The sequence below is a fragment of the Methylobacterium sp. 17Sr1-1 genome, from assembly GCF_003173775.1.
Classification (GTDB): Bacteria; Pseudomonadota; Alphaproteobacteria; order Rhizobiales; family Beijerinckiaceae; genus Methylobacterium.
On sequence record NZ_CP029552.1, the window covers coordinates 923,862 to 948,355 of the forward strand.

The following is a 24,494-nucleotide window of genomic DNA, read 5'->3' on the forward strand; positions in this document are numbered from 1 at the left end:
TCCAGGCCTGCCTGGACAACTATGTTCTTGAGGCGCGTCTCGTGACGCGTCCGATGTCGGTCCGTCCACATCTGCTCTTGCCTCCGCCCGGCCAGGCGGAGCCCAGGTTGTTCCCAGCAAGACAGATGGGGACGGCCGGCAGAGGGCCTCAAACAGGCTCTCAGGTCTCGCGGGCCACGGCGCGCCAGCCGATGTCGCGGCGGCAGAAGCCCTCCGGCCAGTCGATCCGGTCGAGGGCGGCGTAGGCGCGCCCTTGCGCCTCCCGCACGTCGCGGCCGAGGGCGGTCACGGCGAGCACCCGGCCGCCATCGGCCACCAGCCGCTCGCCGTCGCGCCTGGTTCCGGCCTGGAACACCAGGGCGCCGGCTCCTTCCGCCTCCGACAGGCCGCGGATCTCCGAGCCCTTGGCGACGGGGCCGGGATAGCCGGGGGCGGCCATGATGACGGTCAGCGCCACCTCGTCGCGCCAGTCCGGCGCGACGCCCGAGAGGTCGCCCTCGGCGGCGGCGAGCAGCAGCGGCACTAGGTCCGAGGCGAGGCGCGGCATCAGCACCTCGCATTCGGGATCGCCGAAGCGGGTGTTGTACTCGATCAGCATCGGCCCGTCGGCCGTCAGCATCAGCCCGGCATAGAGGATGCCGGAGAAGGGGGTGCCGCGCGCGCGCATCCCGTCGAGGGTCGGGCGGATGATCCGCTCCATCACCTCGGCCTCGAGCTCGGGCGTGAGCACCGGGGCGGGGGAATAGGCGCCCATCCCGCCGGTATTCGGCCCCTTGTCGCCGTCATGGACGCGCTTGTGGTCCTGGGCGGTGCCGAGGAGCACGGCGCGGGTGCCGTCGCACAGGGCGAACAGGCTCGCCTCCTCGCCGACCATGCACTCCTCGATCACCACCTCGGCTCCGGCGGCGCCGAGCCCGCCGCCGAGCATGCTCTCCACCGCCGCCTCGGCTTGGCGCAAGGTCTCGGCCACCACCACGCCCTTGCCGGCGGCGAGCCCGTCGGCCTTGACGACGACCGGGATGCGGCCGGCGCGCAAATAGGCCAGCGCCGGCTCCACGTCGCGGAAGCGCGCGAAGGCGGCAGTCGGGATCGCGAAATCCCGGCACAATTCCTTGGTGAAGGCCTTCGAGCCCTCGAGCTGGGCCGCCGCGGCTTTGGGCCCGAAGGCGCGGATGCCGGCCTCGGCCAGCGCATCGACCAGCCCCGCCACCAGCGGCGCCTCGGGGCCGACCACCACGAAGTCCACGCCCTCGCGCCGGCAGGCGGCGATCACCGCCGCGTGGTCGGCGACGTCGAGGGGCAGGTTGGTGCCGTGGGCGGCGGTGCCGGGATTGCCGGGGGCGATCAAGAGGCGCCGGCAGAGCGGGCTCTGCGCCAGCTTCCAGGCGAGCGCGTGCTCGCGCCCGCCGGAGCCGATCAGCAGGAGGGTGAGGGGGTGCTGGTCGCGCATCGCCGGTTCCGACAAGGATCTCAAGGGTCTCGCGCGACGGTTTAGGGAAGGCGCGCCCGGGCGGCAACCGGACTGATGCGCGGGGGCCACTCACCCGCTCAAGTCGCCGGATCATGCGGCGGGACGGCCTTCCGCGGCCCGGCCCGAGCCGGTAGCCTCACACCCGATGTCGGCTTCCGCTCACTCCGCTTCCCTTGCCGCCCCGATCCCCAACGTGCCCGAATGGTCGGTCACCGAACTGGCGACCGCCCTCAAGCGCACCCTGGAGGATGCGTTCGGCCACGTGCGCCTGAAGGGCGAGATCTCGGGCTATCGCGGCCCGCACGGCTCGGGCCACGCCTATTTCAGCCTCAAGGACGGCGGCGCCAAGATCGACGCCGTGATCTGGAAGGGCACGATGCTGCGGCTGCGCCACAAGCCCAAGGAGGGGCTGGAGGTCGTGGTCACCGGGCGGATCACGACCTACCCGGGCAAGTCCGCCTACCAGATCGTGGTCGATTCGCTGGAGCCCGCCGGGGCCGGCGCCTGGATGGCGCTCCTGGAGGAGCGCCGCCGCCTGCTCGCGGCGGAAGGGCTGTTCGACGTGAGCCGCAAGCGGCCGGTGCCCTACCTGCCGACGGTGATCGGCGTCGTCACCTCGCCGACCGGCGCGGTGATCCGCGACATCCTGCATCGGCTCGCCGACCGCTTCCCCCGCCCCGTCCTGGTCTGGCCGGTGCGGGTGCAGGGGGAGGGGGCGGCGGAAGAAATCGCGGCGGCGATCCACGGCTTCAACGCGCTCGAGCCCGGCGGCGCGATCCCGCGGCCGGACGTGCTGATCGTCGCCCGCGGCGGCGGCTCGATCGAGGACCTGTGGTGCTTCAACGAGGAGATCGTGGTGCGGGCCGCCGCCGCCAGCACGATCCCGCTGATCTCCGCCGTCGGCCACGAGACCGACGTCACGCTGATCGACCACGCCTCCGACCGCCGCGCCCCGACCCCGACCGGCGCCGCCGAGATGGCGGTGCCGGTGCTGCACGAGCTGCTGGTCGACCTCGATTCCTTGAGCCGGCGCCATGCCGGCGCGCTCCTGCGCCTCGTCGACCAGCGCCGGGGCGAGTTGCGTGGCCTGACCCGGGCGCTGCCGGGCCCGGAGGCGCTGCTGGCCCAGAAGCGCCAGCGCCTGGATCTGGCGGAAGCCCGCCTCGCCCCGGCGCTCGCCGCCAATGCCCGGGACGCGCAGAGCCGCCTCAACCGGGCGCTCCAGGGGCTCGCCCGCAACCCGCCGTCCTTGCGCCTGGCGCGAGCCCGCGAGCGCCTGGCGGCGATCGACCACCGCCCGCGCCACGCCCTGGAGCGGGTGCTGGCGGTGCAGGGCGAGCGCCTGAACGGCCTGTCGCGCCGGCTGGAGCAGGCGCCGGGTCACGGGCTGGAGCGCCTGTCGGGGCGACTGTCGCGGGCGACCGCCCTGTTCTCGAGCCTCAACTACCGGGCGGTGCTGGCCCGCGGCTACGCGCTGGTGCTCGACGAGGCCGGCACGCCGGTCGGGTCGGCGGACGCCGCCCGTGCGGCCGGACGCGTGACGGTCGAGTTCGCCGACGGGCGGGTGGCGGCGACGGTGGAGGGCGCAAGCCCCGAGACCCCGCCGAAGCCGGCTCCGCGCCGCGCGGCGAAGCGCCGGGAGACCGGGGCGGAAACGAAGAAGGCGCCCGTGGCGGGCGCCTTGCAGGGGTCCTTGTTCGAGAGCTGAGGCTCGCCGCCCGAACCCTCCCCCCTCTGCGGGGGAGGGTGCCCCGCGGAGCGGGGCGGGAGAGGGGGCGACGCTTCCGGAGACGTCGCGCGCTCCATGAAGGGCGCCCCAACCTGAATCGTTGCGCTGCCCCTCTCCCGACCCCTGCTGACGCAGGGGCCACCCTCCCCCGCAGAGGGGAGGGTTACGCGTCGGCCATCGAAGCGTCTTCTTGCTGAGAACGAGTTCAGAAGAGCTCAATACTCGTCGTCGTCGTCATCCTGCTCGCCCTTCCGCATCGGCTTGAGGCGGGCGAAGACCGAATCCGCGTCGATGCGCTCGTCGCCGCGGCCGGGGCGGCGATCCTCGTCGCGGTCCTCGGGCTCGGGCAGGACCGAGAGCTCGGGCGGCATCAGGGTCGCGCCGCCCTCGGCGGATTCCACGAGCGGACGGTCCTTGGCGGCGCGCTGGACCTCGAAGTCGAGGTCGATCTGCGAGCACAGGCCGAGGGTCACCGGGTCCATCGGCTGCAGCGAGCCGGAATTCCAGTGGGTGCGCTCGCGAATTTGCTGGATCGTCGACTTGGTGGTGCCGACGAGGCGCATCACCTGCGCGTCCTTCAGCTCCGGGTGATTGCGCAGCAGCCACAGGATGGCGTTCGGCCGGTCCTGGCGGCGCGACAGCGGGGTGTAGCGCGGGCCCTTGGTGCGCTTCACCTCGGGCAGCTTCACCTTCGACACTGCCACCTTCATGCGGTGGCTCGGGTTCTTCTGCGCCCGCTCGATCTCCTCGCGGGTGAGCTGGCCGGTCGAGACCGGGTCGAGGCCCTTGATGCCGGCCGCCACCTCGCCGTCGGCGATGCCCTTCACCTCGAGGGGGTGGAGCTTGCAGAAATCGGCGATCTGATCGAAGGACAGCGACGTGTTCTCGACGAGCCAGACGGCCGTCGCCTTCGGCATCAACGGTCCCTGGGACATACCACACCTCCTCGGGGCGCTCCGACGCGGGAGCGCGACGGCCGCCCGGGAAGCGGCCCAATCCAAACACGGGCCCCTCGACGGCGACAGGGCGCCCGGGGCGGGGCCGGGAGGCCCCGCCGGCGTCCCGGGATGACCAGGACGGCCTGTCTCACGCTGTGAGGGAATCGCCCGATATATAGGCGCGTCTCAGGCCCGGCGCAAACCGCTTTCGCGGGCGAAAAGCTTTCGCGGCGGCGGTGAGGTCCCTTCGCGCGAAAGGAAGGCCCGCCGCCGGACGGGCGGCGGGCGACGGATCGTCAGACGAACAGGCTCGACACGCTCGATTCTTCGGCGGTGCGCCCGATCGCCTCGCCGAGCAGCGGCGCGATGGTGACGACCCGGATGTTGCGGGCGAGCTTGACCGCGGCGGTCGGCTGGATCGAGTCGGTGATCACCAGTTCCTTGAGCTTCGAGGAGGCGATGCGCGACACCGCGCCCCCCGAGAGCACGCCGTGGGTGATGTAGGCCGAGACGTCCTTGGCGCCCTTGGCGAGCAGGGCCTCGGCGGCGTTGACGAGCGTGCCGCCGGAATCGACGATGTCGTCGACGAGGATGCAGGAGCGGCCCTCGACCTCGCCGATGATGTTCATCACCTCCGATTCGCCGGGCCGGTCGCGGCGCTTGTCGACGATGGCCAGCGGCGCGTCGATGCGCTTGGCCAGCGCCCGGGCGCGCACCACGCCGCCGACGTCGGGCGACACCACCATCATGTCGGCGGGGTCGAGCCGCTCCTTGATGTCCCGCACCATGACGGGGGCGGCGAACAGGTTGTCGGTCGGGATGTCGAAGAAGCCCTGGATCTGGCCGGCATGCAGGTCGAGGGTCATCACCCGGTCGGCGCCGGCCTCGGTGATGAGGTTCGCCACGAGCTTCGCCGAGATCGGGGTGCGGCCGGAGGTGCGCCGGTCCTGGCGGGCATAGCCGAAATAGGGCAGCACGGCGGTGATCCGCCGCGCCGAGGAGCGCCGCGCCGCGTCGATCATGATGAGCAGTTCCATCAGGTGATCGTTGGCCGGGAACGAGGTCGACTGGACGATGTACACGTCCTCGCCGCGCACGTTCTCCTGGAGCTCGACGAAGATCTCCATGTCGGCGAAGCGGCGGACCGAGCAGACCGCCAGCGGCTTCTCGAGATAGGCCGCGATCGCCTCGGCCAGCGGGCGGCTCGCATTGCCGGCGACGATCTTGATCGAGGATTTCATCGTGCTTCCATCGTGGCCCGCGCCAAGACCCCCGGCGCTGCCGCGCGATGCCCTTGAGTCAGGCCCGCGCGCGCCGGGGTGAGGGAGGATCGCATCGAGCTTCGCGCGAACACGGACCCCTCGCGCGACGATGCTCTCATGTGACGGGCGAGGCTCTTACCAGTGCCGGGATACCGTCACAATGCTTTCATGCGCGCGCGACTGCGCAGCACCCCTGCATTCCTGTGCAGGATTGCTGTGCCGCGCCCGCCGGTCGCCTCAGGGCTGCAGCAGCCGGTGGAGATGCACGATGAAGTAGCGGGTCTGGGCGCTGTCGACGGTCTGCTGCGCCTTCGCCTTCCAGGCCATCGCGGCGCTGGCATAGTCGGGGAAGATGCCGACCACGTCGAGCTTCGAGAGGTCGCGGAAGGTCACGCTGTCGAGGTCGGTCAGCTCGCCCCCGAACACCAGGTGGAGGAGCTGCTTGGGTTCCTGCGAGGTGGACGGCGTGGTGTTGCCCGGGTTGCTCATGCGCGTCGTCTCCGCGTGCCGCGACGAAGGCCGTCCGGCGGGACGGCGCCTGCCCGTCGGGGCAGGCGCCGGGGGCGTCGCAAACGCCGGCCCGCGCGTCAAGCCGGATCGTGCTGCACTGCACGCGCGGGCCGGTCAGATGGCCGCGTCAGGCGGCGTCGAGGGTCGGGTAGTCGGTGTAGCCCTCGGGTCCCTGGCTGTACCAGGTCTTGTAATTGTCCTTGTTGAGGGGGGCACCCTTGGCGATCCGCTCCGGCAGGTCGGGATTGGCGAGGTAGGGGCGGCCGAACGCGATCGCGTCGGCGCGGCCCTCGTCGAGGGCGGCTTGCGCCCGCTTGCCGTCGTAGTCGGAGTTCAGGACCAGGGGCCCGCGGAAGGCGGCCTTGATCGCCGGCGCCACCGGCGGGTGGGCGGGCTTGCCGAAGGTGCCGTCGGGAGCGGGCTCGCGCAGTTCGAGGAAGGCGACGCCGATCTCCGACAGGGAAGCGGCGGCGGCCGGGAACAGGGTCGCGGGATCGGCGTCGTCGACGCCCTGGATCGGCTCGTTCGGCGACAGGCGCACGCCGGTGCGGTCGGCGCCGACCGTGTCGGCGACGGTGCGGGCGACCTCGGCGAGCAGGCGGATCCGGTTCTCCACCGAGCCGCCGTAGCGGTCCTCGCGCAGGTTGGAATTGGAGCGCAGGAACTGGTCGATCAGGTAGCCGTTCGCGGCGTGGATCTGCACCCCGTCGAAGCCGGCCTCGATCGCGTTGCGGGCGGCCTTGGCGTAATCCTCGAGGATCCGCGGGATCTCGTCCTCGCGCAGGGCCCGCGCCTCGGCATAGGGCTTCTTGCCCTCGTAGGTGTGGGCGTGGTCGGGCCCGGTGGTGGCCGAGGCCGAGACCGGCGGCTGCCCGCCGAGGAAGTCGGGATGGACCAGCCGGCCCATGTGCCAGAGCTGGGCGACGATGCGTCCGCCGGACTCGTGCACCGCTGCGACCACCGGCTTCCAGGCCTCGACCTGCTCAGGGCTCCACAGGCCCGGGGCGAACGGCCAGCCGGTCCCCTCCTGCGAGATGCCGGTGGCCTCGCTGATGATCAGGCCGGCACCCGCGCGCTGGCGGTAATACTCGGCCATGATCGGCGTCGGCACGTGCGAGCGCGAGGCGCGGCCGCGGGTGAGCGGCGCCATCAGGATGCGGTTCGGCGCCGCGATGGCGCCGAGCTGGATCGGGTCGAACAGGGAGGGCACTGAGAACAACTCCGGATCGAGCCCGGCTTCAAGGGCCGGGCGATGCCCGGGAGATGTGGGCGCTGCAGCGCAGCGGACCAGACCCGGGCCCGACGGCCCGGACCGGGATGTGCGCTGCCTCACCTCGGGGCGGGGATTGAACCCCCCGGACGTCACGACTTGTCCATCTGCTCCTTGGCGTCCGACACCGCCTTCATGCAGCCGGTCTCGTCGCCCTTCTTGTCGAGCTCGCGGGCGCGGTTGAGGCTGGCGCGCGCCTCCATCACGCCGGTGCCGCCGCCGCTCGCCTTGGCGACGTCGGCGGTGGCCTGCGTCTCGGCGGAGCCGGGGGCGGGGCCCTTGGGCAGCGCGGACGGGCTGGTGCCCTTCTCGGTCGCCGCCTCGGCCTGAGCTTCCCGACGGGACGCCACCTCCTTGCCGCCGCTCGATGCGGAGATGGTCTCGCGGCCCTTCGCGTCGAGGCGCGGTTCCAGCGACGAGATCTCGGTGCCGCAGGCGCCGGCGAGGGCGGGACCGGCGAGGCCGGCAAGGAGGCCGGCGGCGAGGATGAGCTTCATGGCGTGTCTCTCCCGTTCCGAGCACGCGGCGCGCACTGACTGGCGAACCTTGGCCCGATGAACCCTGGTCGCGAACACCGGCACGGGGGCGGGGGTTCCGCATCGCGGGAACCATCTCAGGAAAAAAGGGCCGCTCCCCGTGCGGGAGGCGGCCCCTCGTCTCGGCCCGCAGGGCACGAGGCCCCGCAGGATCAGGATCACGCGCTCAGCTTGTCGCGCATCGGCAGCTGGCGGATGCGCCGGCCGGTCGCCGCGAAGATCGCGTTGGCGATGGCGGGCGCGACCGGCGGCACGCCGGGCTCGCCGACGCCGCCGAGCGGCTTGTCCCAGGACCCGCCCTGCACGAGGTGCACGTTGATGATCTTGGGCGCCGCGTCGATGCGGGTGAGCTCGTAGGTGTCGTAGTTGTCCTGGACGGCGCGGCCGTTCTTGAAGGTGATCTGGGCGGTGAGCGCGAGGCCCATGCCCATCACCACCGCCCCCTCGAGCTGCGAGCGCACCCGCTCCGGGTTGACCTGCTGGCCGCTGTCGATGGCGATATCGACCCGCTGGACGCTGACCTCGCCCTTCGGCGACACCTCGACCTCGGCGACGGCCGCCGTGTAGGTGACGAAGCTGTAATGCGCCGCGATGCCGAGGCCGCGGCCCTTCTCCACCTTGCGGCCCCAGCCGGCTCCTTGCGCAACCGCCTCGATCACGTTGCGCAGGCGGCCCGTGTCGTAGGGGTAGCGCGAGGGATCCTCGCCGTAGTTCCAGGCATCGCCCATCTTGACCGGATCGATGATCCGGGCCGGGCCGATCACGTCGAGGAGGTAGTCCTTCGGGTCGCGGCCGGCCATGTGGGCGAGCTCGTCCACGAACGACTGCACCGCGAAGGCCCGCGGGATGTTCGAGACCGAGCGGAACCAGCCGATGCGGACATGGGCGTCGGCGGGCGGGTTCTCCATCCGCATGTTGGGGATGGCGAACGGCACGTTGACGAGGCCCATCCCGAGCTCGATCGGGATCTGCTCCTTGGCGCCGGCGACGAAGGTCGAGCCGATGGTCGGGGCCGCGCTGCGGTGCAGCCAGGCCACCGGCATGCCCTTGTCGTCGAGCCCGGCCTCCAGCCGCTCCACCGAGACGGTGTGGTAGTAGCCATGATGAAGGTCGTCCTCGCGGGTCCAGGTCATCTTGACCGGGGCGCCGTCCATCGCCTTCGAGCAGAGCGCCGCCTCGACGAAGTAGTCGGGCTTCGACTTGCGGCCGAAGCCGCCGCCGAGCAGCGTGACGTTGACCGTCACGTCCTTGGGATCGATCCCGAGGCGCTTGGCGATCCGATCGCGGGCGGCCTGCGGCGACTGCACGCAGCCCCAGGCTTCGATCTTGCCGTCCTTGGCGATCCGCACGGTCGCGGCCGGCGGCTCCATCGGCGCCTGGACGAGATGGGGGATGTAGTACTCGGCCTCGTGGCGCTTGGCCGCCTTCTTCATCGCCGCGTCGACGTCGCCCTCCTGCCGCACCACCTTGCCGGGCTTGCGCACGGCCTGCTCCAGGGTGGCCCGGTAGGCGTCCGAGTCGTAGGACGCGTTGGGACCGTCGTCGAAGGTGGGGTTGAGCGCCTCGCGCCCCTTGATCGCCGCCCAGGTGTTGCGGGCGATGACCGCGACGCCGCCGGTCGGCATGAACTCGTAGGGCGGGGCCGGCGGATCGATGGTCACGACCTTGACGACGCCCGGCACCTTCAGGGCCGCCGCCTCGTCGAAGCTCTTGACCTTGCCGCCGAAGACCGGAGGCCGCGCGACGACGGCGTAGAGCATGCCCTCGACGCGGGTATCGAGGCCGTACTGCGCCTTGCCGGTGGTGATGCCGACGTTGTCGATGAGGCCGACCCGGCCCTTGCCGATGTAGCGGAAGGCCGACGGATCCTTGAGCTTGACCGAGCCGCGGTCCGGCACCGGCACGCTGGCCGCCGCCTGCGCCACGTCGCCGAACGCGATCCGGCGCCCGGACTTGGCGTGGACGAGGGCGTGGTTCTCGGCCGTCACCTCGCCGGCCGGCACGCCCCATTGCTTGGCGGCGGCCTCGACCAGCATGGTACGGGCGGCGGCACCGGCGCGGCGCAGCGGCATGAAGAAGTGCCGGAGCGAGCGCGAGCCGTCGGTGTCCTGGTTGCCGAAGCGCTCCTCGTCGCCGTGCGCCTGGGCGACCTTGACCTTGGCCCAGTCGGCCTCGAGCTCGTCGGCGACGACGAAGGCGACCGAGGTGCGCACGCCCTGGCCCATCTCCGAGCGGGTGCAGGTCACCGTCACGGTGCCGTCGGGGGCGATCGCCACGAACAGGGTCGGATCGTCGCGCCAGCCATGCGGCATGCCGTCGGCGCCGAACTTCCCCGGCTCGGCGGCGAGTCCGTCCTTCGGCTTCAGCGACAGGGCGAGCACCAGGGCGCCCGCCCCCGCGAGCAGGCCGCGGCGGCTGAGCTGGCCGGGCGTCGCCTTGGCGAGGGCGGATTCCGGCTCCTCGGCCGGGGCGGATTTGAGGAAGGAGGAGAGGTCGTGGATCACAGGCGATCTCCCTGGCCGGCCTTCGGGGTCAGCCCCGCCGCCTGCTTGATGGCGGCGCGGATGCGCGGATAGGTGCCGCATCGGCAGAGATTGCCGCTCATCGTCGAGTCGATGTCGGCATCGGTCGGCTTGGGGGTGTCCTTGAGGAGGGCCGCCGCCTGCATGATCTGCCCGGTCTGGCAGTAGCCGCACTGCGCCACGTTGAGGTCGCGCCAGGCGGCCTGGACCGGGTGGTTGCCGTCCGGGGACAGGCCCTCGATCGTCACCACCGGCTGGCCGTCGGCGGCCGAGACCGCGGTCTGGCAGGCCCGCACCGCGGCGCCGCCGACATGGATGGTGCAGGCGCCGCAGGCCGCGACGCCGCAGCCGAACTTGGTGCCCGTCAGGCCGAGCTCGTCCCGCAGGTACCACAGCAGCGGCATCTCGGGATCGCCGTCGAAGCGGCGCTCCTCACCGTTCACGTTGAGCTTGATCATCGTCGCCCTCCGGCTTCGGGAGCTTTGTGGGAACGCCCCGCGGACATGGCTCCGGTCGCGGCGCCCAGTCTCCCCGTCGATTCTACGTCCCGTCTCGCGGCGCGGCGGCCGTCGCAGGCCCGCGCCCCGTTCCTCCCGGATCACGCCTGGATCGGCGTGGTCTTGCTTGCTTGGGCGGCCCCCGGCCCCGGGGGTGTGCCCGCCATCACCTGAAACTCAGAATTGTTTCAGGTTAGGGATGGGTACCCCGGAGTCGCGCGTGTCGGCAAGACGGTCGCGCGTCGCCGAAATGCCGCGTCGCGCCTGTGGCGACGCCTTGCCGGAGGATTGCTTTTCGTGTATCGGCCCAACCTCCGGTGGTCCGATGCCGGGATGCTGCCTGCGCGGAGCGACGAGCTCTGAGCGGCGCATCGGCCGGGGCCTTCGGAAATACACGTTTTCGCCCGTCGATCATGCGCCGGCCCGCACCCCTTCACATTTCGGGGAGCGGCGGTTCCGAGAGACCTCTCGGGACTCCGGCGGGCGGAAGCGGCCCGTTCATACGAGCCGCCGGCGCCGTCCCCCCGGATAGGGCGGGACGAAAAGGAGCATCAATGTCCGCAGGTTTGCAAGGCGCCGCGTCGAGCCGCGAGGATTTCGCCGCCCTCCTGGAAGAGTCGTTCCGGGAGCACGAGATCACGGAAGGGTCCGTGGTCAAGGGCCGTGTGGTGGCGATCGAGAAGGACGTCGCCGTCATCGACATCGGCGCCAAGACCGAGGGCCGCGTCGCCCTCAAGGAGTTCACGGGCCCCGGCCGTGACCAGCCGATCGGCGTCGGCGACGAGGTCGAGGTCTACGTCGACCGGATCGAGAACGCGCTCGGCGAGGCCGTCATCTCGCGCGACAAGGCGCGCCGCGAGGAGAGCTGGGTCAAGCTCGAGAAGGCGTTCGAGAACAACGAGCGCGTCACCGGCACGATCTTCAACCAGGTCAAGGGCGGCTACACCGTCGACCTCGACGGCGCCGTGGCGTTCCTGCCGCGCTCGCAGGTCGACATCCGCCCGGTCCGCGACGTCACCCCGCTGATGGGCACGCCGCAGCCGTTCCAGATCCTCAAGATGGATCGCCGCCGCGGCAACATCGTGGTGTCGCGCCGCACCGTGCTCGAGGAGAGCCGGGCCGAGCAGCGCTCCGAGCTGGTGGCCAACCTCGAAGAGGGTCAGGTCATCGACGGCGTGGTCAAGAACATCACCGAGTACGGTGCGTTCGTCGACCTCGGCGGCATCGACGGCCTGCTGCACGTCACCGACATGGCGTGGCGCCGCGTCAACCACCCGTCCGAGGTGGTCAACATCGGCCAGACCGTCAAGGTCAAGATCATCAAGATCAACCACGAGACGCACCGCATCTCGCTGGGCATCAAGCAGCTCCTGGCCGATCCGTGGGAGGGCATCGCCGCCCGCTACCCGGTCAACGCCAAGCTCAAGGGCCGCGTGACCAACATCACCGATTACGGCGCCTTCGTGGAGCTGGAGCCGGGGATCGAGGGCCTGATCCACGTCTCTGAGATGAGCTGGACCAAGAAGAACGTCCATCCGGGCAAGATCGTCTCCACCTCCCAGGAGGTCGAGGTTCAGATCCTGGAGGTCGATCCGGTCAAGCGCCGCATCTCGCTCGGCCTGAAGCAGACCCTGCAGAACCCGTGGGAGGCCTTCTCCGAGAAGCACCCGGCCGGTACCGAGGTCGAGGGCGAGGTCAAGAACAAGACCGAGTTCGGTCTGTTCATCGGCCTCGAAGGCGACGTCGACGGCATGGTCCACCTCTCGGACCTCGACTGGAACCGTCCGGGCGAGCAGGTCATCGACGAGTTCAAGAAGGGCGACGTGGTGCGCGCCCAGGTTCTCGACGTCGACGTCGAGAAGGAGCGCATCTCGCTCGGCATCAAGCAGCTCGCCGGCGATCCCTTCGCCGATGCGGGCGAGGGCATCCGCAAGGGCCAGGTGGTCACCTGCGAGGTGCTCGAGGTCAAGGATTCGGGCATCGAGGTCAAGATCGTCGATTCCGACCTCCAGGCCTTCATCCGCCGGGCCGACCTCGCCCGCGAGCGCAACGACCAGCGCCCCGAGCGCTTCGCCGCCGGCGAGAAGGTCGATGCGCGCGTGACGCAGTTCGACCGCAAGGCCCGCCGCGTCCAGCTCTCCATCAAGGCCCTCGAGATGGCCGAGGAGAAGGAGGCGATCGCCCAGTACGGCTCCGCCGATTCGGGCGCCTCGCTCGGCGACATCCTCGGCGCGGCCCTCAAGGCCCGTCAGGGCGACAAGAAGTAAGGAATATCCCGGGCCTTCGGGCCCGGGAGTCCGGATCGAGACCGAGCGCCCGCGCGGAAAGCCTCCGCGCGGGCGTTCTCACGTCCGAATTACCGCGATCGGGGAGGGGGATGCCCGGAAAACCGGTCTTGCCGCTGCGCGACGGCCGGGGGTAGAACAGCCCGGGAGCGAGGTGCGCCAATGACTTGCAGGGAACCACCCGGCAGGACGGCGCCTTCCGGAGTCTGACCAGGATACGGGCGCCGCATGGCCATTGATGCCGAACTTCTCCTCGACCGGCGGTCTCTCCGCCGGAAGCTGTCCGTCTGGCGCGCGATCGGGATCGGGGCGCTGATCGTCGCCGCCGGGGCCGTCGGCTGGCGGGCGGCCGGGGGCAGGGGCCTCTCGGCCGTCACGCCGCAGATCGCCCGCATCAGCATCGACGGCTTCATCGCCGGCAGCGAGAAGACCCGCGAGCTGATGAAGCGCGTCGGCGAGTCGAGCGCCGTCTCGGGCGTCGTCGTAGCGATCAACTCGCCCGGCGGCACCACCACCGGGTCCGAAGAGCTCTTCCGCAACCTGCGCGCGCTTGCCGAGAAGAAGCCGATCGTCGCCTTCGTCGACGGGACGGCGGCCTCGGGCGCCTACATCACGGCGATCGCCGCCGACCACATCGTCGCCCGCGAGACCAGCCTCGTCGGCTCGATCGGCGTGCTGTTCCAGTATCCCGAGCTGTCCGGCCTCCTCGACAAGGTCGGGGTGAAGGTGGAGGAGGTGAAGTCCTCGCCGCTCAAGGCCGAGCCGAGCGGCTTCCACCCGACCCCGCCGGAAGCCCGCGCGGCCCTGCAGGCGATCGTCGGCGACACCTTCGGCTGGTTCAAGGACCTGGTGGCCGAGCGCCGGAAGATGAACCCCGACCAGATCAAGGCGGTGGCCGACGGACGGGTGTTCAGCGGTCGCCAGAGCGTGCCGCTCGGCCTGATCGACGAGACCGGCAACGAGCGTCAGGCCATCGCCTGGCTCGAGCGCGAGAAGGGCGTCGCCAAGGACCTGCCGGTGCGGGACTGGAAGCCGCGCTCCGACAACCGCTTCGGCCTGTTCTCGGCTGCGGCCTTCGGCGCTGGGCTCTTGGGCTACGACGACCTCGCCGCCCGGCTGCGGCAGGCCGGCCCGGAGACGAAGAGCCTGACCCAAGGCGGCCTCCTCGCGGTCTGGCGACCGTAGAAGACAAGACGCCTCCCCGCGCACCTCCCCCGGCCGGCCCGCCTCAGTCGAGACCCTACCGCCCATGATCAAGTCCGAGCTGGTGCTCAAGATCGCCGAGCAGAACCCGCACCTGTATCAGCGCGACGTCGAGAACATCGTCAACGCCATCCTGGACACGATCGCGGATGCGCTGGCGCGAGGCGATCGGGTCGAGCTGCGCGGCTTCGGCGCCTTCTCGGTCAAGCGCCGGGAGGCGCGGCGCGGCCGCAACCCGCGCACCGGCGCCGCCGTCGCGGTGGCCGAGAAGGCGATCCCGGTCTTCAAGACCGGCAAGGAGATGCGCCTGCGCCTGAACGCCGCCGGGATCGGCTCCGACGAGCCGAGCCGGGCCGAGGCCGCGGCGAGCTGAGGCGAAGGTCGACCCTGGCGCTCGGGTTCCCGCGCGTTACACTTGCCCGTGCACACTTGCCCATGCGGGGCTCCGTCCGGCGGCCCCGCTTCCTTCCCGCATCACCGACGAAAGACCGGGTTTCCCGATGATCCGCTTCCTCAAGGGCCTGATCCTGCTGCCCATCGCGATCGTGGTCGTGCTCCTGGCGGTGGCCAACCGCCAGCCGGTGATGCTGTCCTTCGATCCGTTCTCGAACGGGACGCCGGCCTTCAGCCTGCCGATGCCGCTCTACGCGCTGATCTTCGCCGCCGTGGCGGTCGGCATCGTGGTCGGCGGCATCGGTTCCTGGCTCGGCCAGGGCGATACCCGCCGCGACCGCCGGGCCAAGGGCCGCGAGCTCGCCCGGCTGCGGGGCGAGGCCGAGCGCCTGCGCCAGACCGCCTCGGCCCATACCCCGACTGTCGGCCGCACCGCCCTGCCGGCTCCGGTGAGCCGCGCCTGAGATGCGGCTGATCGGCGAGGCCGAGATCGACGCGGCGCTGACGCCCCTGCGCATGGTCGACGCCCTCGGGGTCGCCTTCCGGGCCGGCGCGACGGCGCCGACGCGCCATCACCACCCGATCGAGACGGCCCCGGACGGGGCCTCGCTGCTGCTGATGCCGGCCTGGACGGCCGACTATGTCGGGGTCAAGATCCTGACCCTGTTTCCGGGCAACCCGGCCCGGGGCGTCGATACGATCCAGGGCGGGGTCCTGCTCTGCGACGGGCGCGACGGCCGGCCGCTGGCGCTGCTCGACGGCGCCCGCCTGACCCTCTGGCGCACCGCCGCCGCCTCGGCGCTCGCCGCACGCCACCTCGCCCGCGCGGACGCGTCCCGGATGGTGATGGTGGGGTCCGGTGCCCTCGCACCCGCCCTGGTGCGGGCGCATGCCGCCGTGCGGCCGATCCGCGACGTCGCAGTCTGGAACCGCCGGCCGGAGGGAGCGCAGCGCCTCGCCGCGACCCTCGTCGCAGAGGGGATCGACGCTCACCCCGTCACCGATCTCGCGGCGGCGGTGGCTGAGGCGGACCTCGTCTCCTGCGCCACCCTCTCGACCGAGCCCCTGGTGCGCGGCGCCTGGCTGCGGCCCGGCACCCATCTCGACCTCGTCGGTGCCTTCACGCCGGCGATGCGCGAGGCCGACGACGAGGCCCTGTTGCGCGGGCCGGTCTACGTCGACACGCCGGACGCCCTCAAGAAGGGCGGCGACGTCTCGATCGCGATCCAGTCCGGCGCCCTCGCACCCGAGGCGATCGCCGGCGACCTCGCGGCCCTGTGCCGGGGCGAGGCGCCCGGGCGGCCGAGCCCTGAGGCGATCACGGTGTTCAAGTCGGTCGGCGCCGCGATCGAGGACCTGGCCGCCGCGGCGGCGGTGTGGGAAGTCCTGACGCAGGATCCTTGAGCGTGCGCACCACGTGCGGGCGTGCGCGGATCGGCGTATAGGGAGCGGATGTCGCCCGCTCCCACACTCGTCAAGATCTGCGGCCTCAGCACGCCCGACACCCTGGAGGCGTCGCTCGCCGCCGGCGCCGACTTGATCGGCCTCGTGCATTTTCCGAAGAGCCCGCGCCACGTCGACCTCGACCTCGGCGCCGCCCTGTCGCGACAGGCGCGGGGCCGGGCCGAGCGCGTGGCCCTGCTGGTCGATCCCGACGACGCCCTTGTCGCGGCGGTGGTCGCGGCCCTCGATCCGGACTGGCTTCAGCTGCACGGCCGGGAGAGCCCGGAGCGCGTGGCGGCCGTGAAGGCCCTCAGCGGACGCCCGGTGATGAAGGCGCTCGGCATCGCCACCGCCGACGATCTCGCCCGCGCCGCCCGCTACGCGGGCATCGCCGACCGGCTGCTCTACGACGCCAAGCCGGCTCCCGGCGCGGTCCTGCCCGGCGGCAACGGCCACGCCTTCGACTGGGAGCTGCTGGCGGGCGCCGGCCGCGACCACCCGTTCATGCTCTCCGGCGGCCTGACGCCCGACACCGTCGCCGAAGCTCTGGCGGTGACCGCCGCGCAGGCGGTGGACGTGTCGTCGGGCGTCGAATCGGGCCCCGGCCGCAAGGACCCGGACCGCATCGCCGCCTTCGTGGCGGCCGCGAAACGGGCTGCGTCCGAACCGCAAATTGCCCCAGAGGCGCGAAGGGCGTAAGGCCCGCCGCCGAGACCGACATCCGCTAAACCTCCCAGACGCGAAGAGTCCCTGCCGTGACCGCTCTCCAGACCCCGAACTCGTTCCGCACCGGCCCCGACGAGCGCGGCCGCTTCGGCATCTTCGGCGGCCGCTTCGTGGCCGAGACCCTGATGCCGAACATTCTCGCCCTGGAGGAGGCTTATACGGCAGCCAAGGCCGATCCGGCCTTCCAGGCCGAGATGACCGCTTACCTCACCCATTACGTCGGCCGGCCGAGCCCGCTCTACTACGCCGAGCGGCTGTCCGAGCACCTCGGCGGCGCGAAGATCTACTTCAAGCGCGAGGAGCTGAACCACACCGGCTCGCACAAGGTGAACAACGTGCTGGGCCAGATCCTGCTCGCCCGGCGCATGGGCAAGCCGCGGATCATCGCCGAGACCGGTGCCGGCCAGCACGGCGTCGCGACCGCGACGCTCTGCGCCCGCTTCGGGCTGAAATGCGTCGTCTACATGGGCGCGGTCGACGTCGAGCGGCAGAAGCCGAACGTCTTCCGGATGAAGATGCTCGGCGCCGAGGTGGTGCCGGTCGAGTCCGGCACCCGCACCCTGAAGGACGCGATGAACGAAGCCCTGCGCGACTGGGTCACCAACGTCGCGGACACGTTCTACTGCATCGGCACGGTGGCGGGACCGCATCCCTACCCGGCGATGGTGCGCGACTTCCAGTCGATCATCGGGATCGAGACCAAGGCGCAGATGCTGGAGCAGGAGGGCCGCCTGCCGGACTCGCTCGTTGCCTGCATCGGCGGCGGCTCGAACGCCATGGGGCTGTTCCACCCCTTCCTCGACGACCGCGAGGTGGCGATCTACGGCGTCGAGGCGGCCGGCCACGGCGTCTCGAGCGGCCTGCACGCCGCCTCGCTCACCGGCGGCAAGCCCGGCGTGCTGCACGGCAACCGCACCTATCTCCTGATGGACGGCGACGGCCAGATCGCCGACGCGCACTCGATCTCCGCCGGCCTCGACTATCCGGGCATCGGGCCCGAGCACGCCTGGCTGCACGAGATGGGCCGCGTCACCTACCTGTCGGCGACCGATACGGAGACCCTGGAGGCGTTCCGGCTGTGCTCGCTGATGGAGGGCATCATCCCGGCCCTCGAGCCCGCCCACGCGCTCGCCAAGGTCAAGGAACTCGCCCCGAGCCTGCCGCGCGACCACCTGATGGTCGTGAACCTGTCGGGCCGCGGCGACAAGGACATCCCCCAGGTGGCCGAGATCCTGGGCGACGCCCTCTGAAACCGCCTGGCGCCTCGCCTTTCACGGCGAGGCGCGAAAAGGGCTGCGACGGTTCCTTGACAGGCACCATGGCCTCCCCCTATATCCGCGCCACCGCAGAGCCGGACACGAACCGGCCACCGCGCGGCGGAGTAGCTCAGTTGGTCAGAGCAGAGGAATCATAATCCTTGTGTCGGGGGTTCAAATCCCTCCTCCGCTACCAGAATTTCCCAACCCCGCTAAGCACTTAGCGGGGTTTTTCATTGCCTTGCCCTTGCGCCAGAACGGCAATATTTCCTAGCGCAGTGCTAGCGCAGCCCAAAAAATTGCCCTGCGCGCGTAACGGTTTGCTGGGGGGTTAGAAAGCACTCTAGCGCACTCCTAGCGCAGTCATCTGCACCGCAGTAACCAGACAGGGCCGCCCCTTGAGACCCCCTGGCAACGTCCCAGACGAGCGCTTCCAGCTGTTCCAGCGCAAGGGCAGCGCCAAGTGGCAGATGCGCTTCAGCATCCGCGGGCAGGGGCAGCTTAAGCGATCCCTGGACACCGACGATCTCCGGGAGGCACAGCGCCGGGCAGAGGCCATCTGGTACGAAGCGACGTATCGCGCGCAGCAGGGGCTCACCGCCCGCGCCCACACGTTCGAGAGCGTGGCAGAGGAGTACATCGCGCAGATCCTGCGCGAGGTGGAACGGGGCGAACGGCGAGCCGATCAGGGCAAGAGCGAACCCGCCGTGATCCGCCGGTATTTCGTGGGCTACTTCGGCCAGAAGCCCGTGGATGCGGTGAGTGAGGCTGACCTGGAGCGCTATGCGGAGTGGCGGCGCACCTACTGGACCGAAGGCCCTGGCAAGCTCATCACGCACATCGAGTACGAGAGGGGAGGTCACCGGCTGCGCCGGCCGGTACGCCGCTCAGCGCCCTCTCTGAGCCGTCAGAGGGGCGAGCTGGTAGTGCTGCGGCAGCTGCTACGCTGGGCCTCGCGACAGGGCTACCTGAAGACGCCGCCCGAGGTCACCATCAAAGCCCGGCGCACGCCAGACAACCGGCGACCTAGCTTCGAGCCGCATGAGTTCGCCCACCTGCAGAAGGTGAGCCTCAGTCGGCTGGTGGACCCCATCATGGACGGCGGCGGAGCGATGGTGGAGGCCAGCGACAAACGTCGCTGGCGCATCAAGCGGCTGGACGATCACACGCGACGCGATCGCACTCTGCTGCACGCGTACGTGATGATCGGCGCGTTCTCCGGTCTCCGCCCGACGGAGATGTACAATCTCACGTGGGGTGACGTGCTGGGCTACCGGGCAGGGCGAGGCAAACCCGTGGATCAGCGGGACATCCGGTTGCAGGTGCGGGGCAAGGGCAAGAGCGGCAAGGCGATCCCGCAGAAGGCGGCGATCCCGTGGTTCGATACGCTGTGGATGCTGTTCGAGCGCAGCATGGGCCGTGAGCCCATGGATGCCGATCCGGTGTTCGCGAGCGAGACGGGCAAGCGCATCACGTCGGTGGCCAACGGCTTCACTGAGCTGCTTAAGGCTGCCGGACTGGAACGGGATCACCGCGGCATCAAGCGCACGCCCTACTCGCTCCGGCACTTTTACATCAGCGAGCAGCTGGCCAACGGATCTGAGGTTCTTGATGTGGCCCGCAACTGTCGCACATCACTGGCCATGATCGATAAGCACTACGGGCAAGTGCGGCTGGAGCGTGTGGTAGATCGGCTTCGACCCGAATGGAGGCGATCTTAACGCTTAAAAAAGCATCTTCATATATTCTTGACCGTACTGATTGGTAGGCTGCTCGAGTAGTTTAATGACACAAGTTCAATTACCTACAAATAGCGCTGTCAATTTGAGCTTCATAGGATTTCTCATAAAAATTGCGAGTCAGAGCGATGAAATACGCGGGCTGAGTAACATCGTTTCATGGTTAACAAACGAATTTGAAGAACAAATTGATAATAATTCTGATGTAACGTATTACAGAGATAGATCGCCTTATGGGCCTGATGGGCGACTTATCGAGTTCAGAGGTGCATTAATACGCATCGAATATTATAAAATACAAACAAAAACATACAGCTTAGAGGCAAAAAATTGGATGGACAGGCGCGAACATCCCGGTAGCATTATAAAGATGACCCTCTTAATATCGCATGATAATTCAAAGCTAGATCTATACTGGCTTGATGCGCCGTCACTGTCAAAGACCGACCAGAGTTCTGAGTGCAATAAAATCTCTATGCCATATATGATTCTACTTGAGGGTAATATAAAATCGATTGACAATTGGGTAATGATTACGAGATTAACAATCTAGATAATATAATCATATAACTTCAACCGCTAAACGCATCATCTCGTCGTTCACATCGATGTAACGCTGTGTTGTCGACAGATGCCGATGGCCCGCTAGCATCATGATGGCCTTGGGCGAGATACCCGCGTGCGCGAGGCGAGTGATGAACCACCGGCGACCGCTATGGCTGGACCCACCGTCTAAGCCCGCTTGATCGTACCATCCTCCTATGAGCTGACACAGCGTGTTCGCGCTGAACGCTGCGCGCTTCTGCGTGACAAGCACCGGCTGCTCGCGGGGAGGGGAGGAGGACAGGGAGGACCGGAACTGTTCGATCTCCCGCCGAAGGCGCGCGTTGAGGAACACCACGCGGGCGTGCCCGCCCTTTGTGACGGCCGCGCTGAGCCGCAGCTGCTCCCGCACCTTGCCTTCTCCGTCGAGGAGGTCGCCCCAAAGGAGTGAGGCGATCTCGCCCACTCGGAGACCTGCCAGATAGCTCAGCATGAGAGCCATCCGGTTGCGGGGACCGTAGCGCCCCTGGCTCACTACGGCTGTAAGGCGCTTGAACTCGGCCTCGGTGGGCACACGCGCTTGCTTCACCGAAACCTCATACTTCAAGCTGTTTTGCTGCAAAGTATGATATTTCCAGACGCGCGTGAGGGCGAGCACGCAGGTGCGCTCAATGGGATCAGCGACTTAGCCGCAAACATTACAGAATTCTACTTTTATGATGTTTTGCCCGCGCAGCTAATCTCCCCTCCAAGCTCGCGCTCCCTCGCCAAAGGCTGCACGACTTCCTCGCCCCACAAGCGAGGAGCCCCCATGCGCCTGATTGATGCTGCCACCCGTGAACTGCTGCTGGCCAACGGCCGTGATCGCGACGGTGATCACCGCCCGGTGCTCAAGCTGTTCAACCCTACGGGACCAGCCACGTGGCTGATCTGCGCGATGGAGGCTGACGGCGACACCCTCTACGGGCTGTGCGACCTCGGCTTCGGTGAGCCCGAACTAGGGTATGTGAGCCTCGCCGAGATCGAGGAGGTGAGCGCGGGTCTCGCGATCGGCTTGGAGCGAGATACTTCGTTCCGGCCCGCTCATCCCTTATCCGCCTATGCACGTGCGGCGCGCGAGGCCGGGCGGATCGTCGATTTGGGTCAGCCCATTCAGCGTGACAGTTGAGGGGGCGCGCGAGGCGGAAGCGGCTGCTCGGTCGATGACCAACGAGCGTCGGCAGTGCGCCAATTGCGGACATTAGAACGTGGCCTCTGCAATGTCCGCTCTTGTCGTGCAAGTTACCATTACATGGAAGATCGGCGCGGTTTCGGAGCTTTGCCAGACCGCCAGGGGCGAGCTGAAATGGTGGGACGTGAGCCTGAGGACGTTGTTCCATCGGTGCTTCGAGCAGCTGTTTCCGCCGCCGAGGAGGACGGAGCGGCCGCCAACCTGCTGCTGGTTGACCTCGATCGGCTGCGGGACGTGAACGAGCGGCTCGGTCACGATGCGGGTGATACCGTGCTGTGCGAAACCGCGCGGCGGCTCGGCGACAGGCTGCGGGCGTCCGACCTCATGGCCCGAGCTCAGCGGCGACGAGTTCTCGATCCTGCTGACCAAATTGATGCGGCTGGAGCACGCGGCCAACCATACGCAACTCTTGGCTGATCACCTGCACCAGCTGTTCGATCAACGCGAGAACAGGCTCTCGTGCAGGGCCAGCATCGGTCTTGCGGGCTACCCCGATCACCATCGCGATGCGCCCGAGATGCTGAAGGCGGCCGACATGGCGCTCCACAGGGCGAAGATGCCCCGTGCCAACTGAAGAAGCGGCGGCTGCGCCCGCAAAGAACGGCATCTCCCGGTGAACGACAGCTGTCCTTTCCGATCAAGCTTCTGGCTCATCACAGTCGTAAATCTGCAAAGTCGTGACAGAGGGACCTGCGTCGACCATAGCCCATGGCCTGGAATCGCATGCCCACATCAGTCGACAAGGAGACGAAATCATGAGGCGCCTCATCATCGTAGCGTCCGCCATGGCTACCTTGCTTCTCACGAGCGTTGCAGCCGATGCGCGCGGCTTCCGGGGCGGCGGGGGAGGATTCCGGGGCGGAGGCTTCCATGGCGGCGGGTTCCGGGGAGCGGGCTATCGCGGCGGCTTCCACGGCGGGCGCGTGGCGGGCATCCGGGGCGGCTATCGCGGCGGCTACGGTTATCGCGGAGGATATGCCTATCGGGGCGGATACGGCCGCTACGGTGCCTATGGCTACCGGTATCGCCCTGTCGGCTACGGCCTCGCCGCGGCCGGCGTGGGTGCCGCTGCGGCGGCGGGCTACTACGGGTCCACCTACGGCCGGTGCGGTCCCTACAGCTACTGGGATACCTACGCCGGCACCTGCAGCCCGTACTAACGGCGCCCACGACAAGCGTGAACGCGCGACCCGCGAGGGAGACCATCCGTCTCAGCACCCCGCGGATAGCTCCCGCGAACCGACACGGACGACACCCTCCAGGGAGGTCCCATCCATGCGCACCGCGATCCTCAGCAGCTTGGTTTCCGCGCTTCTCATCGCCGCCGTGTCGCCGACGCAGGCGCAGACCGCGGGAGACCCGGCCCTCCTCGTGCACGGGCATTATTGCGGCCTCGGGAGCCGGGCGCCGCTGCCGCCGGTCGACGCGCTCGACGCGGCCTGCGCGCGCCACGATGCCTGCACGCCTCCGGACGGCCTGCCGCCGCGCTGGTGCAACCGGCGGCTCTTTCGCGAGGCCGACCTGATCTCCCGCGACCCACGTCAATCCGACGAGTTGCGGAATGCGGCGGGCTTCATCGCCTTCGGCGCCTCGCTCCTCCCCTACGATCCCGCACCTCCGACCGTGGCCGTCGTCAGGGGTGTCCGGCACGAGCCTCAGGCGATCGGCCGGCGTCCCTCCGCCGCCTACTACGAGTACTGACGGGAACCGCCGGGCGAGGGGAATCGCCTTTCCTCGCCCCCTAACGGCTCCGACGTTGCGAGACGGGGTCCGGCTGTCCTGCCCGATCAAGCGCGATCCCGCCCTTCGCGAAAGTATCGACCAGATGCCGCCGGCCCGCCCCGCGGCACGGGAGAGAGATCCGATCGCAAAGTCGCCCGACCCGAGGCGCTGCACCATCACCGATCTCGCGACGAACTGCGATCTCTTTTGCCAGAAGTCCGCAGCGCCAGGAGACAGCACCGTGGCCCATGCGACGACGCGAGCGGCGCCGGCCCACCGCCGGCACGAGAAGTACGAACGCCTGATCGCGGCAGCGCAGTCGCTGCCCCGACTGAAGGTCGCTGTGGCCCACCCTTGCGATGAGGCTGCCCTCGGTGCGGCGCTGGAGGCCGCCGATCTCGGGTTGATCGAACCCATCCTCGTCGGACCGCGCGAGCGGATCCTCGCGGCGGCCGCAACGCTGGCGACGCAGGAACCGGAGCGCTGGCGCATCGTCGAGGCCGGGCACAGCCACGCCTCGGCCGCGCAGGCCGTGGCGCTGGTGCAGGCCTGCGCGGCCGAGGCGTTGATGAAGGGCAGCCTGCACACCGACGAGCTGATGGCTGCCGTGGTGCGGCGCGACGGCGGCCTTCGCACCGCGCGCCGCCTGAGCCACTGCTTCGTGATGGATGTGCCGGGCCACGCCGACCCGCTCATCGTCACCGACGCGGCGATCAACATCGCGCCCTCCCTCGAGGAGAAGCGCGACATCGTCCAGAACGCGATCGACCTCGCGCACGCCTTCGGGGTCGAGACCGTGCGGGTCGCGATCGTCTCGGCGATGGAGACGGTCAACCCGAAGGTTCCCTCGACGATCGACGCCGCCGCCCTGTGCAAGATGGCCGATCGCGGCCAGATCACCGGTGCTGTCCTCGACGGGCCGCTCGCCCTCGACAACGCGATCGACCTCGGCGCGGCGGCGATCAAGCGGATCCGCTCGGCCGTCGCGGGCCGGGCCAACGTGCTGGTGGTGCCGGACCTCGAGGCCGGCAACATGCTGGCCAAGAGCCTGACCTTCCTGGCAGGGGCGGACGCTGCGGGAATCGTGCTCGGTGCCCGGGTGCCGATCATCCTGACGAGCCGGGCGGATTCGCAAACGACCCGTCTCGCCTCCTGCGCGGTCGCCTCGCTCGTCGCCGCGGCGAGGCGGACGACCACAGCCCTGCCGGAGGTCTAGCG

General features: G+C 69.4%; 23 protein-coding genes and 1 tRNA gene. 14 read left to right on the top strand and 10 right to left on the bottom strand.

Going from position 1 to position 24,494, the window contains the following annotated elements; all coding sequences use genetic code 11:
* Positions 1 to 160 precede the first annotated feature (160 nt).
* Positions 161 to 1,450: a phosphoribosylamine--glycine ligase gene (gene purD / locus DK412_RS04205; RefSeq protein WP_109970927.1), complete on the bottom strand. Its 1,290-nt coding sequence runs from the start codon at positions 1,448 to 1,450 to the stop codon at positions 161 to 163.
* 166 nt (positions 1,451 to 1,616) lie between these two features.
* Here purD and xseA point away from each other — a divergent pair, with 166 nt between their 5' ends.
* Positions 1,617 to 3,179 (top strand): exodeoxyribonuclease VII large subunit, encoded by a 1,563-nt coding sequence (gene xseA, locus DK412_RS04210; RefSeq protein ID WP_109970928.1) that lies wholly within the window; start codon positions 1,617 to 1,619, stop codon positions 3,177 to 3,179.
* A 236-nt stretch (positions 3,180 to 3,415) separates the two neighbouring features.
* Here xseA and DK412_RS04215 read toward each other — a convergent pair whose 3' ends face one another.
* From DK412_RS04215 to DK412_RS04245, 7 genes are all read right to left on the bottom strand, one after another.
* On the bottom strand, positions 3,416 to 4,135 hold the full coding sequence (locus DK412_RS04215; RefSeq protein WP_109970929.1) for a DUF1013 domain-containing protein: 720 nt from the start codon (positions 4,133 to 4,135) through the stop codon (positions 3,416 to 3,418).
* Between the two features lie 299 nt (positions 4,136 to 4,434).
* Complete coding sequence (locus DK412_RS04220) at positions 4,435 to 5,379, bottom strand: ribose-phosphate pyrophosphokinase (RefSeq protein WP_109970930.1); 945 nt, start codon at positions 5,377 to 5,379, stop codon at positions 4,435 to 4,437.
* A 258-nt stretch (positions 5,380 to 5,637) separates the two neighbouring features.
* The gene (locus DK412_RS04225) at positions 5,638 to 5,889 is read right to left on the bottom strand and encodes a DUF4170 domain-containing protein (protein ID WP_109970931.1); all 252 of its coding nucleotides are present in this window, start codon (positions 5,887 to 5,889) and stop codon (positions 5,638 to 5,640) included.
* A gap of 148 nt (positions 5,890 to 6,037) precedes the next feature.
* Positions 6,038 to 7,120 carry an alkene reductase gene (locus tag DK412_RS04230; protein ID WP_109970932.1) on the bottom strand — a complete coding sequence of 361 codons (1,083 nt, stop codon included), beginning with the start codon at positions 7,118 to 7,120 and terminating at the stop codon, positions 6,038 to 6,040.
* Positions 7,121 to 7,272: 152 nt separating this feature from the next.
* Complete coding sequence (locus DK412_RS04235; RefSeq protein WP_109970933.1) at positions 7,273 to 7,677, bottom strand: hypothetical protein; 405 nt, start codon at positions 7,675 to 7,677, stop codon at positions 7,273 to 7,275.
* Positions 7,678 to 7,874: 197 nt separating this feature from the next.
* Positions 7,875 to 10,220, bottom strand: coding sequence for a xanthine dehydrogenase family protein molybdopterin-binding subunit (locus DK412_RS04240; RefSeq protein WP_245447418.1), 2,346 nt, complete (start codon positions 10,218 to 10,220; stop codon positions 7,875 to 7,877).
* Positions 10,217 to 10,696, bottom strand: coding sequence for a (2Fe-2S)-binding protein (locus DK412_RS04245; protein ID WP_093568276.1), 480 nt, complete (start codon positions 10,694 to 10,696; stop codon positions 10,217 to 10,219). The genes DK412_RS04240 and DK412_RS04245 overlap by 4 nt, the downstream gene beginning before the upstream one ends.
* Positions 10,697 to 11,289: 593 nt before the next feature.
* Here DK412_RS04245 and rpsA point away from each other — a divergent pair.
* The 9 genes from rpsA (at position 11,290) to DK412_RS04290 (ending at position 19,762) form a co-directional block, all read left to right on the top strand.
* Complete coding sequence (gene rpsA, locus DK412_RS04250) at positions 11,290 to 13,002, top strand: 30S ribosomal protein S1 (protein WP_109970935.1); 1,713 nt, start codon at positions 11,290 to 11,292, stop codon at positions 13,000 to 13,002.
* Between the two features lie 246 nt (positions 13,003 to 13,248).
* Positions 13,249 to 14,205 (top strand): signal peptide peptidase SppA, encoded by a 957-nt coding sequence (gene sppA, locus DK412_RS04255; RefSeq protein ID WP_109970936.1) that lies wholly within the window; start codon positions 13,249 to 13,251, stop codon positions 14,203 to 14,205.
* 64 nt (positions 14,206 to 14,269) lie between these two features.
* Positions 14,270 to 14,596 carry an integration host factor subunit beta gene (gene ihfB, locus DK412_RS04260; RefSeq protein ID WP_109970937.1) on the top strand — a complete coding sequence of 109 codons (327 nt, stop codon included), beginning with the start codon at positions 14,270 to 14,272 and terminating at the stop codon, positions 14,594 to 14,596.
* 127 nt (positions 14,597 to 14,723) lie between these two features.
* Positions 14,724 to 15,080 carry a LapA family protein gene (locus DK412_RS04265; RefSeq protein WP_109970938.1) on the top strand — a complete coding sequence of 119 codons (357 nt, stop codon included), beginning with the start codon at positions 14,724 to 14,726 and terminating at the stop codon, positions 15,078 to 15,080.
* A gap of 1 nt (position 15,081) precedes the next feature.
* Entirely contained in the window at positions 15,082 to 16,020 is a 939-nt protein-coding gene (locus DK412_RS04270; protein ID WP_109970939.1) for an ornithine cyclodeaminase family protein, read from the top strand.
* A gap of 48 nt (positions 16,021 to 16,068) precedes the next feature.
* The gene (locus tag DK412_RS04275; protein WP_109970940.1) at positions 16,069 to 16,758 is read left to right on the top strand and encodes a phosphoribosylanthranilate isomerase; all 690 of its coding nucleotides are present in this window, start codon (positions 16,069 to 16,071) and stop codon (positions 16,756 to 16,758) included.
* Between the two features lie 56 nt (positions 16,759 to 16,814).
* Entirely contained in the window at positions 16,815 to 18,035 is a 1,221-nt protein-coding gene (trpB, locus tag DK412_RS04280) for a tryptophan synthase subunit beta (RefSeq protein WP_109970941.1), read from the top strand.
* Positions 18,036 to 18,160: 125 nt separating this feature from the next.
* Positions 18,161 to 18,237: transfer RNA gene (locus tag DK412_RS04285), tRNA-Met, on the top strand.
* A gap of 274 nt (positions 18,238 to 18,511) precedes the next feature.
* Entirely contained in the window at positions 18,512 to 19,762 is a 1,251-nt protein-coding gene (locus tag DK412_RS04290; protein WP_245447419.1) for a site-specific integrase, read from the top strand.
* A gap of 580 nt (positions 19,763 to 20,342) precedes the next feature.
* Here the strand turns inward: DK412_RS04290 and DK412_RS04295 are convergent.
* Positions 20,343 to 20,981: a site-specific integrase gene (locus DK412_RS04295; protein WP_245447420.1), complete on the bottom strand. Its 639-nt coding sequence runs from the start codon at positions 20,979 to 20,981 to the stop codon at positions 20,343 to 20,345.
* A gap of 153 nt (positions 20,982 to 21,134) precedes the next feature.
* Here DK412_RS04295 and DK412_RS04300 point away from each other — a divergent pair, with 153 nt between their 5' ends.
* Complete coding sequence (locus DK412_RS04300) at positions 21,135 to 21,491, top strand: DUF2958 domain-containing protein (protein ID WP_109970943.1); 357 nt, start codon at positions 21,135 to 21,137, stop codon at positions 21,489 to 21,491.
* Positions 21,492 to 21,876: 385 nt separating this feature from the next.
* On the opposite strand, the gene DK412_RS30815 is transcribed toward DK412_RS04300, so the two are convergent.
* Positions 21,877 to 22,161, bottom strand: coding sequence for a hypothetical protein (locus DK412_RS30815; protein WP_245447421.1), 285 nt, complete (start codon positions 22,159 to 22,161; stop codon positions 21,877 to 21,879).
* A gap of 148 nt (positions 22,162 to 22,309) precedes the next feature.
* Here DK412_RS30815 and DK412_RS04315 point away from each other — a divergent pair, with 148 nt between their 5' ends.
* The 3 genes from DK412_RS04315 to DK412_RS04325 all read left to right on the top strand — a co-directional run bounded on the left by DK412_RS04315 (position 22,310) and on the right by DK412_RS04325 (position 24,492).
* Complete coding sequence (locus tag DK412_RS04315) at positions 22,310 to 22,714, top strand: hypothetical protein (RefSeq protein ID WP_109970946.1); 405 nt, start codon at positions 22,310 to 22,312, stop codon at positions 22,712 to 22,714.
* A 115-nt stretch (positions 22,715 to 22,829) separates the two neighbouring features.
* Positions 22,830 to 23,255, top strand: coding sequence for a hypothetical protein (locus DK412_RS04320; RefSeq protein ID WP_245447422.1), 426 nt, complete (start codon positions 22,830 to 22,832; stop codon positions 23,253 to 23,255).
* 124 nt (positions 23,256 to 23,379) lie between these two features.
* A complete protein-coding gene (locus DK412_RS04325; RefSeq protein ID WP_109970947.1) occupies positions 23,380 to 24,492 on the top strand; it encodes a phosphate acetyltransferase in 1,113 nt (370 codons plus the stop codon).
* Positions 24,493 to 24,494: the final 2 nt, after the last annotated feature.